The 18,640-nt window shown below is 36.1% G+C and carries 13 protein-coding genes; 9 read left to right on the plus strand and 4 right to left on the minus strand.

The window, feature by feature from the left end:
• Window positions 1-190: 190 nt before the first annotated feature.
• The 3 genes from Q4566_RS07745 to pflB all read right to left on the minus strand — a co-directional run bounded on the left by Q4566_RS07745 (window position 191) and on the right by pflB (window position 4,063).
• Complete coding sequence (locus tag Q4566_RS07745; RefSeq protein ID WP_303420068.1) at window positions 191-973, minus strand: formate/nitrite transporter family protein; 783 nt, start codon at window positions 971-973, stop codon at window positions 191-193.
• Window positions 974-995: 22 nt separating this feature from the next.
• A complete protein-coding gene (gene pflA / locus Q4566_RS07750; protein WP_368506628.1) occupies window positions 996-1,745 on the minus strand; it encodes a pyruvate formate-lyase-activating protein in 750 nt (249 codons plus the stop codon).
• Window positions 1,746-1,837: 92 nt separating this feature from the next.
• The gene (gene pflB / locus Q4566_RS07755; RefSeq protein ID WP_303420069.1) at window positions 1,838-4,063 is read right to left on the minus strand and encodes a formate C-acetyltransferase; all 2,226 of its coding nucleotides are present in this window, start codon (window positions 4,061-4,063) and stop codon (window positions 1,838-1,840) included.
• Window positions 4,064-4,487: 424 nt separating this feature from the next.
• Here pflB and Q4566_RS07760 point away from each other — a divergent pair, with 424 nt between their 5' ends.
• The 8 genes from Q4566_RS07760 (at window position 4,488) to Q4566_RS07795 (ending at window position 16,212) form a co-directional block, all read left to right on the plus strand.
• The gene (locus Q4566_RS07760; protein WP_303420070.1) at window positions 4,488-6,260 is read left to right on the plus strand and encodes a long-chain fatty acid--CoA ligase; all 1,773 of its coding nucleotides are present in this window, start codon (window positions 4,488-4,490) and stop codon (window positions 6,258-6,260) included.
• Between the two features lie 120 nt (window positions 6,261-6,380).
• A complete protein-coding gene (locus Q4566_RS07765; protein ID WP_303420071.1) occupies window positions 6,381-6,815 on the plus strand; it encodes a MarR family winged helix-turn-helix transcriptional regulator in 435 nt (144 codons plus the stop codon).
• Between the two features lie 20 nt (window positions 6,816-6,835).
• A complete protein-coding gene (locus Q4566_RS07770) occupies window positions 6,836-9,244 on the plus strand; it encodes a 3-hydroxyacyl-CoA dehydrogenase/enoyl-CoA hydratase family protein (RefSeq protein ID WP_303420072.1) in 2,409 nt (802 codons plus the stop codon).
• A gap of 137 nt (window positions 9,245-9,381) precedes the next feature.
• On the plus strand, window positions 9,382-10,572 hold the full coding sequence (locus tag Q4566_RS07775) for an acetyl-CoA C-acyltransferase (protein ID WP_303420073.1): 1,191 nt from the start codon (window positions 9,382-9,384) through the stop codon (window positions 10,570-10,572).
• Between the two features lie 158 nt (window positions 10,573-10,730).
• Window positions 10,731-12,533 (plus strand): acyl-CoA dehydrogenase family protein, encoded by a 1,803-nt coding sequence (locus tag Q4566_RS07780; RefSeq protein WP_303420074.1) that lies wholly within the window; start codon window positions 10,731-10,733, stop codon window positions 12,531-12,533.
• Window positions 12,534-12,638: 105 nt separating this feature from the next.
• Entirely contained in the window at window positions 12,639-13,973 is a 1,335-nt protein-coding gene (locus Q4566_RS07785) for a M28 family metallopeptidase (RefSeq protein ID WP_303420075.1), read from the plus strand.
• Window positions 13,974-13,995: 22 nt separating this feature from the next.
• Window positions 13,996-15,642 carry a M1 family metallopeptidase gene (locus Q4566_RS07790; RefSeq protein ID WP_303420076.1) on the plus strand — a complete coding sequence of 549 codons (1,647 nt, stop codon included), beginning with the start codon at window positions 13,996-13,998 and terminating at the stop codon, window positions 15,640-15,642.
• A 3-nt stretch (window positions 15,643-15,645) separates the two neighbouring features.
• Window positions 15,646-16,212, plus strand: a complete 567-nt coding sequence (locus Q4566_RS07795; protein ID WP_303420077.1) for a YdeI family protein — start codon at window positions 15,646-15,648, stop codon at window positions 16,210-16,212.
• 132 nt (window positions 16,213-16,344) lie between these two features.
• Here Q4566_RS07795 and Q4566_RS07800 read toward each other — a convergent pair whose 3' ends face one another.
• The gene (locus Q4566_RS07800) at window positions 16,345-16,755 is read right to left on the minus strand and encodes a DUF4293 domain-containing protein (protein WP_303420078.1); all 411 of its coding nucleotides are present in this window, start codon (window positions 16,753-16,755) and stop codon (window positions 16,345-16,347) included.
• A 184-nt stretch (window positions 16,756-16,939) separates the two neighbouring features.
• Between Q4566_RS07800 and rho the strand changes: the two genes are divergently transcribed.
• The gene (gene rho, locus Q4566_RS07805) at window positions 16,940-18,625 is read left to right on the plus strand and encodes a transcription termination factor Rho (RefSeq protein ID WP_303420079.1); all 1,686 of its coding nucleotides are present in this window, start codon (window positions 16,940-16,942) and stop codon (window positions 18,623-18,625) included.
• The last annotated feature ends 15 nt before the right edge of the window (window positions 18,626-18,640 follow it).

Below are 18,640 nucleotides of genomic sequence, written 5' to 3' on the forward strand. Positions count from 1 at the left end.
TATGTCTTGGCCTCTTTTATTAACAATTAATCTCGTCCTGTTAAATTAAAAAACTTCGTTTTAAACTAGAAGACTTTGTGAATGCTAAACTTTGGATAGAGAAGAAATAAACTAGTATAACACGCATACATAAAAAAGGCTGTTTTCATCATTTGAAAACAGCCTTTTTTAAGTTATAATATTTCAACGCTTAATTATCTACTTTTCCGAAAAGGTAACCATAAGGCATCCCTACGAATAAGGCACCTCCAACTATATTTCCTAAGGTTGCAGGAATAAGGTTTTTAATAAAAAAAGTGCTCCATGTAATATCGGCGCCTTCAAAAATCGAAAGCGGTATAAAATACATATTTGCAATACTATGCTCAAACCCCATGGTTACGAAAGCCATAACTGGAATCCAAATAGCTACAATTTTACCGATGGTATTCTTTGCTGCGATACCTTGCCAAATGGCTAAACATACTAGCCAGTTTGCTCCTATCCCTTTTATAAAAGTGACTAAAAATGTGTTACTCGTTTTGCTTTTGGCTATTCTATGAACCATATCTATATACGGTGCGTCATGGACCAAATGCGTTAAATAAGTAATGACATAAGCAACAAAGAGAGCGCCTACAAAATTTCCAATATAAACTAAGCCCCAGTTTCTAAACATAGCATAAGCCCGTTGCCTTTTGGTTAAAATATTTGGGATAAAATAGGCATTATTACCTGTAAAAAGTTCAGCCCCAACAATCACCACAAGAATAAGTCCGAGTGGGAAAGCTGCGCCAAATAAAAACTTGGCAAACCCTGGATTATTAGCTGCTATTCCAGGAGAACCACCTGAAACAATAATAGCCAAAAGCCCTCCAAAAGCCACATAAGCCCCTGCTAAAAATGCTAAGATTAGTGTTTTACTGGGTTTATAACCTTCTTTATTTAAGGCTATTTCATTTACAATTTTTATACCTTCTTTAGGAGTATGCATAATATATAAGCTCTGGCTTAAATTAATTGACTTTAACTTCTTTAAAATATGCCTTTAAAATATCAACTGCAGCTTCAAGCTCTTCTTTAGTGTTTTCTCTGGCATCCTTCAATTCATAATCCCAACCAAGAGCTTCCCATTTATGGATACCTAATTTATGATAAGGCTGAATTTCAATTTTTTCAATCGTTTTAAAATCTTTGAAATACGCTCCAAGCGCATGAAGCAATTCAGGCTTGTTTGTTATTCCTGAAATTAAAACATACCTCAGCCACATCGTTTTTCCAGATGCTTCACGGTGTTTCGCAAAAGTTAAAGCGGTTTGCATGTTACGCTTGCCGGTTATAGCTTCATAGCCTTCTTCAGTCATGTGTTTAATATCTAACATCACTAAATCGGCATAATCATCTAAAAGGGATTTTGAAAAACTATTTAGAATTCTTCCGTTAGTATCAATATTTGTGTGAATACCTTCTTCCTTCAACCTTTTAAAAAATGGCACTAAGGCTTTCGATTGAAGTAAAGGTTCGCCACCAGAAACGGTAACACCTCCTTTTTTTCCGAAGTATGGTTTCACTTTAAGCACCATTTGAACCAATTCCTCGACTCCATAAGGCTTACCCCCAGAGGTTTCAATAGTATCCGGATTATGACAATACAAACATTTCAATTTACAGCCTTGTAAAAATACCACGAAACGAATTCCAGGACCATCATGGGTTCCAAAAGATTCTATTGAATGTACGTGTAATATCTCGTCTTCTTTTTTGATAACGTATAGGTTTTAGATTAAAAAATAAACACCTGAAAAATACAGTATTTATACTTCTTTTTCAGGTGCTTTTCAAAATATAAATAAAAACTCTACATGGATTCGTGGAACGAACGTGTAATAACTTCTAGTTGTTGTTCTCTTGTTAATCTAACAAAATTCACAGCATAACCAGAAACACGAATGGTTAATTGAGGATAGTCTTCTGGGCGCTCCATAGCATCCATTAACATTTCTCTATCCAACACATTTACATTTAAATGTTGTGCATTTCTACTGAAATAACCATCTATAATTGTAGCTAAATTGTCTATTCTATCAGTTTCATCTGATCCTAATGATTTAGGAACCATTGAGAAGGTATTTGAAATACCATCTAACGAATCTTTATAATCAATTTTAGATACTGAATTTAAAGAAGCAATAGCTCCGTTACAATCACGTCCGTGCATTGGGTTTGCACCAGGAGCAAAAGGCACACCACTTGCTCTACCATCTGGAGTCGCTCCGGTTTTCTTACCGTAAGATACGTTTGATGTAATGGTTAACACAGACATTGTTGGTTCTGCATCTTTATAAACTGGTAATTTTTTAAGCTCGTTGTTGAAATCTGCCACCGCATTTGCAGCTAACGCATCAACACGATCATCATCATTACCATATTTAGGAAACTCGCCTTCAATTTTGAAATCTACAGTTAAACCATCTTCATTTCTAATTGGTTTTACTTTAGCATATTTAATTGCTGAAAGAGAATCGGCTACAATAGATAAACCTGCAATACCATAAGCAATATTGATGCCTGGGTTGGTATCGATTAAAGCCATTTGAGCTTTTTCATAATAGTATTTATCATGCATGTAGTGAATAATGTTCATCGAATCATTATAAACTCTTGCCACTTCTTTCATAGCTATTTTGAAATTAGCCATAACTTTATCGAAATCTAAGTACTCACAATCGCAAGCCTCAATACCTTCAACCATGACTTTACCAGTGTTTTCACAACGACCACCGTTAACCGCTAATAATAATGTTTTAGCTAAGTTGGTACGTGCTCCAAAGAACTGGATAGATTTCCCTAAACTTTGGTAAGATACACAACAAGCAATACCGTAATCATCTGATCCACGTTGTGCACGCATTAAGTTATCATTTTCAAACTGAATTGAAGACGTATCAATCGCAACTTTAGCACAGTAATCTTTGAAATTTTGAGGTAACTCTTGAGACCATAAAATCGTCATATTAGGCTCTGGTGATGGCCCTAGATTATAAAGTGTGTTCAAGAAACGGAAAGACGTTTTTGTTACTTTCGTTCTTCCATCTTCAAACATACCTCCAATAGCTTCTGTTACCCAAGTTGGGTCTCCTGCAAAAATTTCATCGTAAGCCGCCATTCTTAAGTGACGTACCATACGTAATTTCATTACGAATTGATCGATAAACTCTTGAGCTTCTTCTTCTGTAATTAAACCTGCTTTAAGATCATTTTCAATGTAAATATCTAAGAATGTAGAGGTGTTACCTAAAGACATCGCAGCTCCATCTTGCTCTTTTACAGCTGCTAGGTAAGCCATATATGTCCATTGTACCGCTTCTTTAGCAGTTTCAGCTGGACGACCTAATTCTAAATCGTATTTAGCACCCAATTCCAGAATCTCGTTTAAGGCTTTAATTTGAGATGAAACCTCTTCACGTAGACGAATAACAGATTCTGTCATTGGCCCTGTGATGTTGTTTAAATCTACCTTTTTAGCTTCAATTAACGCGTTGATCCCGTAAAGCGCCACACGACGATAATCTCCAATAATTCTACCTCTAGCATAGTTATCTGGTAATCCAGTTAAAAACCCTAAAGAACGGAATTTTCTAATTTCAGCATTATAAGCATCAAAAACGCCATCATTATGGGTTTTTACGTATTTAGAAAATAACTCTGTTAAATTATCATTTGGTTTAACGCCTTGTTCTTGTAAAGCTTTTTGAACCACTTTAAAACCTCCAAAAGGTTTCATGGCTCTTTTCAACAATTCATCGGTTTGTAAACCAACAATAACTTCATTTTCTTTATCTATATAACCTGCTTCAAAAGCGCTAACAGTTGAAATGGTTTCAGTATCTACAGCACGAACCCCGTTTCTTTGGCGTTCCTCTTTGGTGGCAACTTTGCAAACTTCCCATAAACTCTTAGTCTTTTCACTAGGTCCAACTAAAAATTCGTAAGTTCCATGGTAAGGTGTAATGTTTTGAAATACAAAATCTCTAACATTAATGTCCTTAGTCCAAATTCCGTTTTTAAATTGTTTTACTTCCATGTTGTTTATATTAGTCCTTTGAATATAATTCCTTTACTTTAATATGATTACAAAGATATAACCACATGAAATCTAATAAACTGACATTTGTCAGTTTACACGGATGAGCACATGAAAATTTCCACGAAAACGTTTGATTTTACAATATTTTATCAAAATTTCTTTATTAAACTTATGCTTTTACCTCAAAATCTAATGACTTTAATTCTATATGAGAACAATTCGACAGGTTTTACAGTCTAACATTGAAGTATTGATAAAAATAAAATGAGGAAAACTTCAATTTATATTATTTTCACAGGAATGGAAGCCAAATTTTCTGAAATAATTAACAATTGTTTATCTAAACTTTTTAACTCCTATTTGAAAATCTTATTTAATTTCATACTTTGCAAGGCACCACACTATTCTATAACTATTTAAGATGACTAAAATCACTAGATTATTTGATTTTCCTTATTATCAACTTGAGAACAAACCAACTGATTCTGCATTAGTAACAAAATACAATGGCGAATGGGTAAAAACATCCACGCAAGAGTATATAGATAAAGCTAATGCTATAAGTCGTGCTTTATTAAAACTAGGCATCAACAAGGATGACAAAATTGCTGTGATCTCCTCATCTAACAGAACGGAATGGAATATTTTAGATATTGGTGTACTACAAACAGGTGCACAAAATGTCCCTATTTATCCAACTATTTCAGCTGAAGATTATGCCTACATTCTTAACCATAGTGAATCGGTGTACTGCTTTGTTTCAGATGAAGAAGTTTTAGAAAAAGTTAAGAAAGTTTTAGACCAAACACAATTAAAGGAAGTATACTCTTTTGATCATATAAAAGGCTGTAAGCATTACTCTGAGCTCTTAGAACTTGGTGCCGACACTTCAAACCAAAAGGATGTAGAAGCTCGAAAAGACGCCGTACAACCTAATGATTTAGCGACTATTATTTACACTTCTGGTACCACCGGAAAACCTAAAGGGGTCATGCTTTCACACTGGAATATTACCAGTAATGTATTGGACAGCATACCTAGAGTCCCCTTAAAAGATGGAAAAACTAGAATTTTAAGCTTTTTACCCATTTGTCACATTTTTGAGCGTTTGCTTATTTATGTCTATCAGCACACGGGGACTTCCATTTATTACGCCGAAGGACTTGACAAAATAGCCGATAATGCTAAAGAAATAAAACCAAACCTCATGAGTGTTGTGCCTCGACTTTTAGAAAAAGTATATGACAAAATTATAGCAAAAGGCACAGAACTAACAGGGATTAAAAAAGCACTATTCTTTTGGGCGGTTAGTTTAGGTGAAATTTGGGAACCTTATAAACAAAATGGTGCTTGGTATGAGTTTAAACTGAGCATCGCTAACAAATTAATATTTAGTAAATGGCGTGAAGCTTTAGGTGGCGAATTATCCACTATGGTTTCTGGAAGTGCAGCTTTACAACCACGATTGGCTAGAATATTTTGTGCTGCGGGCATGCAAATTATGGAAGGTTATGGACTTACAGAAACATCTCCTGTGATTTCCGTTGGAAAATATGCAGATAACATGTTTAAGATAGGAACAGTTGGAAAACCTCTGGAAAATGTTGAAGTTAAAATTGCTGAAGATGGTGAGATTTTAATAAAAGGACCAAACGTGATGTTAGGCTATTATAAAGATCCTGAAAAAACTTCCAGTGTCATGACCGACAACTATTTTCATACTGGTGATAAAGGCGAAATTGATGGCGAAGGCTTTTTAAAAATTACAGGGCGTAAAAAAGAAATGTTTAAAACGTCTGGCGGAAAGTACGTCATTCCAACGTTACTAGAAAACGATTTAAAGCAATCACGTTTTATAGAGCAAATTATGGTCATTGGCGAGGGTGAAAAAATGCCTGCAGCCCTTATTCAACCTAATTTTGAATTTATTTCTGAATGGATTGAAAAAAAGGGACACAACATAGAAATCACGAATGAAGCCATGGCACATTCTGAAATTATTCAAAAACGTATCCAAAAAGAAATTGCTAAATGCAATGAAAAATTTGGTAAATGGGAACAAATTAAAGTCTTTAGGTTAACACCAGATGTTTGGTCTATAAAATCACAACATCTTACCCCTACTATGAAAATGCGTCGTGATGTTATAAAGGATATTTATCGCGAGCTTATCGAGCAGATCTACAGGCCTTAATCATCTAAAAATGAGGCAACATCCTGCTTTAAAAACTAATATTATTTAAAATTATTTTAATACATTTTATTATGCGTGCATAATAAAATTTCATATATTTGAGAAAATTACATTCAAAATATGAAAGATAAGACCATTGATTATATATTAAGAACGACCTGGTTAACGGTTCAAAAAATGTATAATGAAGAAGCTGCTAAAATTGATAGCACAATGGCAACTGGGTTTACTTTACTCAGTATAGACCCCGAAAAAGGTACCGCTTCCACCTCTTTAGGCCCAAAAATGGGCATGGAAGCTACTAGCTTATCCCGTATTCTAAAATCTATGGAAACCAAAGGACTTATAGCTCGAACACCTAACCCAGATGATGGTCGTGGCGTTATTATAACCCTTACCGATTTCGGATTAGAAAAAAGAGACTTCTCCCGAGAAAAAGTTTTAACGTTTAATGAAGCCATAAAAAAAGAGGTTACTGAAGAACAACTAAAGCATTTCTATGAAGTTGCAGAGATTATAAATAATATGGTTTGTAACAAAAAAATCTACAAATAAAACCCAACAGCTAAACTAAAATGAGCAAACGAAGAATTAAAAAGATAGCCATAATTGGCTCTGGTATCATGGGTAGCGGTATTGCATGTCATTTTGCCAATATTGGTGTTGAAGTGCTATTACTGGACATCATTCCAAGGGAACTTAATGATAAAGAAAAAGCCCAAGGCTTAACTTTAGAAGATAAAGTAGTTCGAAACAGATTGGTAAATGAAGCCTTAGCTGCTTCGATAAAATCGAAACCCGCTCCACTTTATCATAAAAGTTTTGCTGATAGAATCACTATAGGAAATATAGAAGACGACATCGCAAAAGTTGCGAACGTCGATTGGATTATGGAAGTCGTAGTTGAAAGACTAGACATCAAAAAACAAGTCTTCGAAAAACTTGAAAAGCATAGAACTCCAGGAACACTTATAACAAGTAACACCTCTGGAATTCCTATAAAATTTATGAGTGAAGGGCGCAGTGAAGACTTTCAGAAACATTTCTGCGGAACACACTTTTTTAACCCTGCACGCTACTTAAATTTATTTGAAATTATTCCAGGGCCTAAAACGGATGCTTCAGTAATCGAGTTCTTAAATGGTTATGGGGAACAATTTCTTGGAAAAACTTCAGTAATAGCTAAAGATACTCCTGCTTTTATAGGAAATCGCATTGGCATTTTTAGCATTATGAGTTTATTCCATACTGTAAAGGCTATGGATTTAACCATCGAAGAAGTTGATAAATTAACGGGGCCAGTTATTGGTAGACCTAAATCGGCTACCTTTAGAACGGTTGATGTGGTTGGTTTAGACACTTTAGTTCATGTAGCGAATGGTATTGCTGAAAACTGTAAAAACGACGAACAATTAGCGTTATTCAAACTTCCAGATTTCATCAATACCATGATGGAAAATAAATGGTTAGGAAGCAAAACAGGGCAAGGTTTTTACAAAAAACAAGTTTCTGACGATGGCAAAAAAGAAATTTTATCGCTGGATTTAAACACATTAGAATACCGTTCAGCAAAACGCGCCAAATTCGCAACCTTAGAACTCACTAAACCTATCGATAAAGTTATTGATCGTTTTAAAGTTTTAGTTTCAGGAAAAGATAAAGCCGGTGAATTCTACCGAAAAACATTTGCTGCTCTATTTGCTTATGTATCACATAGAATTCCTGAGATTTCAGATGATTTATATAAAATAGACGATGCTATGAAAGCTGGTTTTGGTTGGGAACATGGCCCTTTCCAAATTTGGGATGCTATAGGCGTTGAAAAAGGTCTAGACCTCATAAAAGCTGAAGGCTTAGAAGCTGCTTCTTGGGTAAACGATATGATTGCTTCAGGAAACACGACTTTTTATCAGGTTAAAGAGGGGGCGAGTTATTTTTATGATATCCCTTCGAAATCACAACAAAAAATTCCAGGACAAGATGCTTTTATCATTTTAGACAATATTAGAAAGTCGCATGAAGTCTTTAAAAATTCAGGTGTCGTTATTGAAGATTTGGGAGACGGTATTTTAAACTGTGAATTCCAATCTAAAATGAACACCATTGGTGGCGATGTTTTAGCAGGCCTAAATAAAGCAGTAGATCTTGCTGAAAAAGATTTCGACGGACTAGTAATAGGAAATCAGGGGGCTAATTTCTCTGTTGGTGCTAATATTGGCATGATTTTCATGATGGCTGTTGAACAGGAATATGACGAATTAAATGGTGCTATAAAATATTTCCAAGACACGATGATGCGTATGCGTTACTCTTCTATCCCAACAGTTTCTGCACCTCATGGTATGTCTTTAGGAGGTGCTTGTGAATTATCCATGCACGCCGATAAAGTCGTTGCTGCGGCCGAAACTTATATTGGATTAGTCGAATTTGGTGTGGGCGTGATTCCTGGTGGTGCCGGCTCAAAAGAAATGGCCTTACGCGCATCGGACACGTTTAGAAAAGGGGATGTAGAATTAAACATTTTACAAGAATATTTTCTAACTATTGGTATGGCCAAGGTTGCTACTTCAGCTTATGAAGCTTTCGATTTAGGCATTCTTCAAAAAGGAAAAGATATTATTGTTCCTAATAAAGATCGCCAAATTGCAACTGCAAAAGCCCATGCTAGAATCTTAGCCGATGCGGGGTACACCATGCCTGTAAAACGTAAGGATGTTAAAGTCCTTGGTAAACAAGCTTTAGGCATGTTTTTAGTTGGTACAGATTCTATGGAAGCCTCTAATTTTATTAGCGAACATGATCAGAAAATAGCTAACAAATTAGCGTATGTCATGGCCGGAGGTGATTTGTCAGAGCCTACTCTGGTTACAGAACAATATTTATTGGATTTAGAACGTGAAGCTTTCTTAAGTTTATGTACGGAACGCAAAACCTTAGAACGCATTCAACACATGCTAAAAACAGGAAAACCACTTAGAAACTAAGAGCCCCCTAGCCTCCACAGGGGGAACAGGAAAACGGAAAATTAGTTGCATAAGCATGGTAAGAAAACAAAAAAATAACAAATAAAATCCTATTGACCCCTAATAGGTATTCCCCCTTCGGGGGCTAGGGGGCTAATATGAAACAAGCATATATAGTAAAAGCATACAGAACTGCAGTTGGTAAGGCACCTAAAGGTGTTTTCCGATTTAAGCGTACCGATGAATTAGCTGCTGAAACCATTCAGCATATGATGAAAGAACTGCCTCAATTAGACAAAGATCGTATTGACGATGTTATTGTTGGTAACGCCATGCCTGAAGGCTCCCAAGGTCTTAATATGGCACGTTTAATTTCATTAATGGGACTAAACTCTGTGGAGGTACCAGGAGTGACAGTAAACCGTTTTTGCTCTTCTGGAATAGAAACTATAGGTATTGCCACAGCTAAAATTCAAGCCGGCATGGCAGATTGTATTATTGCTGGTGGTGCCGAAAGCATGAGTGCCGTGCCTATGACAGGCTACAAACCAGAATTAAACTACGACATCGTAAAAGCTGGCCACGAAGATTATTATTGGGGCATGGGAAATACCGCTGAAGCTGTGGCCAATCAGTTTAACGTTTCTCGTGAAGATCAAGATGATTTTGCCTATAATTCACATATGAAAGCTTTAAAGGCTCAAGCCGAAAATCGTTTTCAAGATCAAATTGTACCTATTAAAGTTGATGAAACCTACATTGATTCTAACGGAAAAAAAGCTACGAAATCATATACCGTAACTAAAGATGAAGGTCCTCGTGCGGGCACTAGCAAAGAAGCCTTAGCTAAATTACGTGCAGTTTTTGCTCAAGGCGGAAGTGTAACTGCGGGAAACTCATCACAAATGAGTGATGGCGCTGCTTTTGTTATGGTAATGAGTGAAGACTTGGTTAAAGAACTTAATCTTGAACCTATCGCACGATTAGTAAACTATGCTGCTGCTGGTGTTGAACCACGCATTATGGGTATTGGTCCCGTAAAAGCGATTCCTAAAGCATTAAAACAAGCAGGATTACAACAATCAGATTTAGAACTTATAGAGCTTAACGAGGCCTTTGCATCACAAGCACTTGCTGTAATTAGAGAGTTAAACCTTAACCCCGACATCGTAAATGTAAATGGCGGTGCCATAGCTTTAGGACATCCACTAGGCTGTACAGGAGCTAAACTCTCGGTACAATTATTTGATGAAATGCGAAAACGCAACATGACTGGTAAATACGGCGCCGTAACCATGTGTGTCGGTACCGGACAAGGGGCTTGCGGGATTTTTGAGTTTTTGAAGTAAGGCCCCTCCTAACCTCCCCGAAAGGGAGGAACAAAAAACGCAAACACCAACTCAATGACTCGACTTAACTGAGCATTAAAAAACTAAATAGAAATTGTATAACTAAAAATCACCCCGAACAATGCTCCCCTCTTGGGGGAGTTAAAGAGGGCTATATTATGGAAAAAGACATTTTACGTGGCGGCCAATTCTTAGTAAAAGAAATTGACTGCGAAGATATTTTCACTCCGGAAGATTTTAATGAAGATCAGCTCATGATGAAAGAAGCTGTTACCGAATTTATAGATCGTGAAGTTTGGCCTAAGAAGGCTCAATTTGAACAAAAAGATTACGCTTTAACCGAATCCTGTATGCGAAAAGCTGCTGAACTTGGTTTTTTAAGTATTTCTGTTCCTGAAGAATATGGAGGTATGGGGCTTGGCTTTGTAGACACCATGCTTGTTTGCGACTATATTTCTGGAGCAACAGGTTCTTTTAGTACGGCTTTTGGCGCACACACTGGTATTGGCACCTTGCCTATTACTTTGTATGGAACTGAAGAACAAAAACAAAAATATGTACCAAAATTAGCTTCAGGGGAATGGTTTGGCGCTTATTGTTTAACCGAACCTAGTGCTGGTAGTGATGCAAATTCTGGAAAAACCAAAGCTGTACTTTCCGAAGATGGAAAATCATATAAAATTACAGGACAGAAAATGTGGATTTCAAATGCTGGATTCTGTAGTTTAATGATTGTGTTTGCACGTATTGAAGATGATAAAAACATCACAGGTTTTATAGTTGAATACGATCCTGAAAATCCGAATGGCATTACCCTAGGCGAAGAAGAACATAAGCTAGGTATCCGCGCCTCTTCAACAAGACAAGTGTTTTATAATGATACGGTAGTTCCTGTTGAAAATATGTTGTCTACTAGAGGCAACGGATTTAAAATAGCCATGAATGCCTTAAACGTGGGGCGTATAAAATTAGCAGCCGCTTGTTTAGATGCACAACGCCGTGTGATTACAGAATCTGTAAAATATGCTAATGATCGTGTTCAATTTAAAGTGCCTATTTCTAGTTTTGGAGCCATCCGTCAGAAATTTGCTGAAATGGCTACCAACTGCTGGGTTGGTGAATCAGCCAGTTATCGCGCTGCAAAAAATATTGAAGACCGTATTGAAATGAGAAAAAACAACGGTAAAGACACGCATCAAGAGGCTGAACTAAAAGGCGTTGAAGAATATGCGATAGAGTGCTCTATCCTTAAAGTTGCGGTTTCAGAATTCACTCAAAAATGTACCGATGAGGGCATTCAAATTTTTGGAGGTATGGGCTTTTCTGAGGACACACCAGTTGAATCGGCATGGCGAGATGCTAGAATTGCAAGAATTTACGAAGGTACCAATGAAATAAACCGCATGCTATCTATTGGTATGCTCATTAAAAAAGCAATGAAAGGTCATGTTGATCTTTTAACTCCGGCCACAGCAGTACAAGAAGAATTGATGGGTATTCCTTCATTTGAAACACCAGATTATTCTGAATTATTTTCTGAAGAAAAAAGTATCATTAAAAATTTGAAAAAATTATTTATGATGGTTGCCGGTGCTGCACTTCAAAAATATGGTGAAAAAATTGAGCAACAGCAGCAACTCATGTTGGCAGCATCAGATATTTTAATTCAAATTTACATGGCTGAATCTGCTATTTTACGTGCAGAAAAGATGGCTAAGAAAAACGGTAAAGAGGCCGTTAAAGAACAAATAGCGATGGCGCAACTTAATTTATTCCATGCTATTGATGTGATTGAAACTGCTGGAAAACATTCAATTATTTCATTCTCTAGCGGTGATGAACAACGTATGATGCTTATGGGATTAAAACGTTATATTAAATATGTAAATATGCCAAACATTGTCGAATTGAGAAACATCATTGCTGGAAAAGTAATTGAAGAAAATAAATATTGCTTTTAGATAAATTACAAGTATTTTTAAAATTAGTGACTAACTCTATTTACAAAAACGCTTCGGAAATAAATTTCGAGGCGTTTTTATTTTCGTTATTTTTAAAGAAAAAAAATGAAACAACTCTTTACAGTAGCCCTACTTTGTTTTATAAATCTTGCCGGTTCACAAACTTCAGAAAAAATATATAAAATTATTGAAGAAGTTTCAGAAGCGCGTATTGAAAAAGACGTTCAAAAACTAGTAAACTTTGGAACGAGAAATACCTTCAGTGATACCATTTCAAACAAGCGTGGTATTGGTGCTGCAAGACGTTGGATTAAATCAGAATTTGAAAACATTTCAAAATCCTGTAATCAATGTATTAATGTTTTTTATCAGAAGGATTTTGTAACACAGGAAGGGAACAGTCGAGTGCCTCATGATGCTTGGGTAGTAAACGTGGTAGCCATTCAAAAAGGATCAAAATACCCTGACCGATATATTATCATGAGCGGTGATATCGATTCTAGAGCCAGTGATACCATGGACTTTACAACCGATGCTCCTGGTGCAAATGATAATGCTTCGGGCATGGCAGCAACCCTAGAAGCAGCCAGAGTTTTAAGTCAGTATCAATTTGAAAACAGTATTGTTTACGTGGGACTATCTGGTGAAGAACAAGGTTTATTTGGTGGTGCTGGCCTAGCTCAATATGCAAAAGAAAATCTTTGGGAGATTATAGGTGTTTTAAACAACGACATGATTGGAAACATAAAAGGTGTTGATGGTGTGACTGACAATAGGAGCTTCAGAATTTTTTCTGAACCTGTTCCTCCCACCGAATCAGAACGCGAACGAACATTACGTAGGTTTTATGGAGGCGAAGTTGATGGTATTTCTCGCCAATTAGCACGCTATACTTTTAAAACCACCAAAACTTATATGCCAGAAATGAACCCTATGATGATTTACAGGTTGGATCGTTTTGGTCGTGGTGGGCACCATCGTCCTTTTAACGATTTAGGGTTTGCAGGAATACGGCTTATGGAAGCACATGAAAATTATACGCAGCAACACCAAGACATACGAGAAGAAAACGGTGTAAAATACGGAGACGTTATAGAGCATGTAAACTTCGGCTATGCTAAAAAAATAACTGCAGTAAATGCGATTACTTTAGCGAGTCTCGCTTCAGCACCACCTGCACCAAAACATGTTGCAATTGGAGGCATCGTAGAAGCGGCAGCTAAACTCAAATGGGATAAAGTGAACGGCGCTAAAGGTTATAAAATTTACTGGAGAGACACGACATCACCAACATGGGATTACAGTCGTTATGTAGGTGATGTTTCAGAATTTACTTTAGATGGCTTTATTATCGATAATTATTTTTTCGGAATTTCAGCCGTAGGAAAAGATAATTTTGAAAGTGTAGTCTCCTTTCCAAACGCTATCCTACGTGATTAATATTTATTTTAAACAGCAAGTAATGAATTATCATTTCCATATCGCTCTTATTTTTTCTATTGTTGCTTTTTCTTCCGCGGAAGCGCAAAGTTTGTTTTCAGACCATCAAAATTTTTCAAGACAAGATTCCTTAAGAGGCAGCATCACCCCAGAACGTGAATGGTGGGATTTAACTTATTATCATTTAGATATTAAGGTAGAACCTGACTCCAAATTCATTTCTGGAAAAAACACGATACAATATATAGTTTTAAAGCCATATCAAGTACTACAAATTGATTTACAACAGCCGTTAAAAATTATCAAAGTAAAGCAAAACGGTAAGTTGTTAAGGTTTAAAAGTGAAGGAAATGCCCATTTTATTACATTAGAAAGTAACCAAAAAATTGGAAGCACACAAAGCCTTGATGTCTATTATGAAGGACATCCCAAAAAAGCCAAAAACGCACCATGGGACGGAGGGTTTTCATGGAAAAAAGACCAGAATGGTAATGATTTTGTCGCCACCTCTTGCCAAGGTTTAGGAGCTAGTGTTTGGTGGCCGTGCAAAGATCACATGTATGATGAAGTGGATAGCATGCTCATTAGTGTAAATGTGCCTAAAAAACTAATGGATGTTTCAAATGGAAGACTTAGAAAAGTAGTAGAACATAACGATTCGAAAACGTATTCCTGGTTTGTTAAAAACCCAATAAACAATTACGGCGTGAATGTTAACATTGGGGATTATGTTCACTTTTCGGAAGTTTATGATGGTCTGAACGGCAAACTAGACATGGATTATTACGTGCTTAGAGACCATTTAGAAAAAGCCAAAACTCATTTTAAAGATGCTCCAAAAATGATGAAGGCCTTCGAGCACTGGTTTGGCCCCTACCCTTTTTATGAAGATGGCTACAAACTTGTTGAAACGCCTTATTTAGGCATGGAACATCAAAGCTCGGTAACCTATGGTAATAATTACCAACAGGGCTATCTAGGTCGTGATTTATCAGGTACGGGCTGGGGATTAAAGTTTGATTTCTTAATCATACATGAGTCAGGCCACGAATGGTTTGCAAACAACATCACTAATAAAGATATTGCCGATATGTGGATTCATGAGAGCTTCACGGCCTACTCAGAAAGCTTGTTTCTAGATTATTACCACGGAAAAAAAGCGGCTTCAGAATACGTGATAGGCACCAGGCGGAACATTTCAAACGATAAACCCATTATTGGTCACTACAATGTAAACAATGAAGGTTCGGGCGATATGTATTATAAGGGAGCAAATATGCTTCACACCCTAAGACAACTTATTGAAGATGATGAAAAATGGCGTGATATTCTAGTTGGAATGAACAAAACATTCTATCATCAAACGGTGACCACAGCACAAATTGAAAATTATATTAGCACAAATTCAGGCATAGATTTAACGGCCTTTTTTAATCAGTATTTAAGAACCATAAAAATTCCTTGTTTAGAATACACAGTTTCAAATAACATCCTAAAATACCGTTGGAACAATGTTGTGGCTGATTTTGACATGCCAATACAGGTAAAAATCAATGACGCCGAACAATGGATTTATCCGAATTCGGAATGGAAAATTTTAAAAAATGACCATAAAGTTTCAACTTTTGAAGTAGACCCTGATTTTTACGTAAATTCAAAAAACATATAACTTTTGGAAGACTCTATTGAACTGCATTTTGAACGAGACACCGATTGGTACGACTGGCTTCTTAAAAATCACACTAAAGAAAAAAGTGTTTATTTAATCTTTTATAAGCTTGAAACAAACATGCCAACCATGCGTTGGGAAGAGGCCGTTAAAGTCGCTTTATGCTTTGGCTGGATAGACTCTAAAGTACAAAGTTTAGGTGAAGGCAAACGCCGACAATATTACTCTCCTAGAAAAGCGAACAGTAACTGGAGCGCAGTTAACAAAAAATATGTAGCAGAATTAATCGCTAAAAATTTAATGCAAGACGCTGGATTCAAAAGCATTGAAACTGCAAAGCAAACGGGAACATGGACTGCTATGGATGCCATTGAAAAAGGCATCATTCCAGATGCTTTACAACAGGCGTTTGATGAAAACTCAATAGCTTTCGCAAACTTTAATAACTTCTCTAAAAGCTATAGAAAATCATACCTCGCGTATTTAAATAGTGCCAAACGCGAAGTCACGCAATCAAAAAGAATTGAAGAAATTATTGCACTCTGTGAAGCAAATAAAAAGATGAGATAATATCTAAGATCACCATAGTAAATTTTTAAGGTTTCAAGGCTAAACGTCACTTTAAATTCCGCAAAACAAGGCATAAAAAAACCCAAGATCTTCACCTTGGGTTCACGCACTAATACTACTAAGATGTTAGGTTTAACGTAATCGATCTACAGATTTTACGAGATCTTCATCCTTCTTGATGGCCTTATTGGCTAAAGCCAAAAACACGATAGAAACAATAGGGAGAAGCATCCCAATACCTTTCTCAGAAACCGCCGTTTCTCCAGATACATTTAGAGATAAATACACAAAAAATCCTAATAAAATAAAGTTTAATATGATGTTAAGTCGTCCCAACATAAATTGTGACTTCCTATTTTTGTAACGTAAAATAGATACAATAGAAAACAAAGCAGAAGTTAAAAATGCGATATACTCATAAGTCGTATCGCTAGCGTAAACTTTTACACCCTCTGGAGTTGTCCATAATTCAAACGCAAAAATTAAGCCACCTGAAACTAATGCAGCTAAAATAAGATAAATGGTTTGAATACGTTGTATCATATGTTTTTATAAAACTAGATCGCAAAAATAAAAGAATTAATGCAAAAAAATAAAATAAAGTTGTATAATTGCAGTAATAATTCTCAACAGTCGCAAATACAAGCGATTAAATCTTCAGAATAAACTCATATTTTTCAGAATTACTCAAGTTAGTGTTCAAATCAACATATTCAATTAAACATCAATGTTTGAAATTTCACAATTAAAAGAAAAAAAACTCGCTGATTTACAGGAGATTGCAAAAAAACTGAACGTTCCTAAGTTTCGTTCATTAAAAAAACTAGATTTAGTATATCAAATACTAGATCAGCAAGCAGCAGATCCTAAAGCAGTTAAAGCTGCAGTAGCACCTTCAGAATCAATTGAACCGGCTAAAGCAACAGAAGAAAAAGAAACAAAAGCAGCAGCCAAACCTGCAGCAAGAAAACCTAGACAGCGCGTACAAAAGCCTGCTAGAAATACAACTCCAAAAACAGAAGATCAAACTGTTAATGCACCAGCTAAAGCTGAAGCTCCAAAAACAGAAACGTCTCAAGTAGAAGCTCCTAAAAAAGTACAAAACAAAAAAGAAGCTCCTAAAAAGGATAACGCTCCAAAACCAAAAACTCAAAACGACGGTCCGAAAAAACCGAACCCTAGACCACAAAACAACCAGAACAATCAAAATAAAAATCAGCAACGCAACCAAAAAAATGGCAATGTTGATAAAGGCAATAAAGATAACAGAAACCGTTACCGTGAGCCAGATTACGAATTTGATGCCATTATTGAAAGTGAAGGGGTTTTAGACATCATGCAGGATGGTTATGGTTTTTTACGTTCTTCTGATTATAACTATTTATCATCACCAGATGATATTTATGTATCTCAATCTCAAATTAGATTATTTGGTTTAAAAACTGGAGATACGGTTTTGGGTCATGTGCGTCCGCCAAAAGAAGGTGAAAAATATTTCCCATTAATCAAAGTAAGTCAAATTAATGGTCAAAGTCCGAATGTGGTTAGAGACCGTGTTTCTTTTGAACATTTAACACCATTATTTCCTCAAGAGAAATTTAATCTTGCTGAAAAACAAAGTACCATTTCAACAAGAATTATGGATTTGTTTGCTCCTATTGGTAAAGGGCAACGTGGTATGATTGTATCGCAACCTAAAACTGGTAAAACCATGCTTCTAAAGGATGTCGCTAATGCAATTGCTGCAAATCACCCTGAGGTTTACCAAATGATTTTACTTATTGATGAACGTCCTGAAGAGGTAACAGACATGCAACGTAATGTTCGCGGTGAAGTAATTGCTTCTACGTTTGACAAGGAAGCGCATGAACACGTAAAAATTGCAAACATTGTACTTGAAAAAGCAAAACGTTTAGTAGAATGTGGTCATGATGTGGTTATTTTATTAGATTCTATCACACGTTTAGCACGCGCATACAACACGGTACAACCTGCCTCTGGAAAAATATTAAGTGGTGGTGTTGACGCCAACGCCTTACATAAGCCAAAACGTTTCTTTGGTGCAGCACGTAATATTGAGAATGGTGGTTCATTAACCATTATTGCAACTGCGCTTACAGAAACAGGTTCTAAAATGGACGAGGTGATTTTTGAAGAGTTTAAAGGAACTGGTAACATGGAACTTCAACTAGATAGAAAAATTTCTAACCGTAGAATTTTCCCTGCTATCGACTTAACATCTTCAAGTACACGTCGTGATGATATTTTATTAGATGATACGACCGTACAACGTATGTGGGTAATGCGTAAATACCTTGCGGATATGAACCCTGTAGAAGCGATGGAGTTTATTAACGAACGTTTTAAACAAACAAAAAACAATGAAGAGTTTTTAATTTCTATGAACGGATAGAACTCATCAGCATAA

The sequence above is a fragment of the Tamlana sp. 2_MG-2023 genome, assembly GCF_030548465.1.
In the GTDB taxonomy this organism is placed as follows: domain Bacteria; phylum Bacteroidota; class Bacteroidia; order Flavobacteriales; family Flavobacteriaceae; genus Pseudotamlana.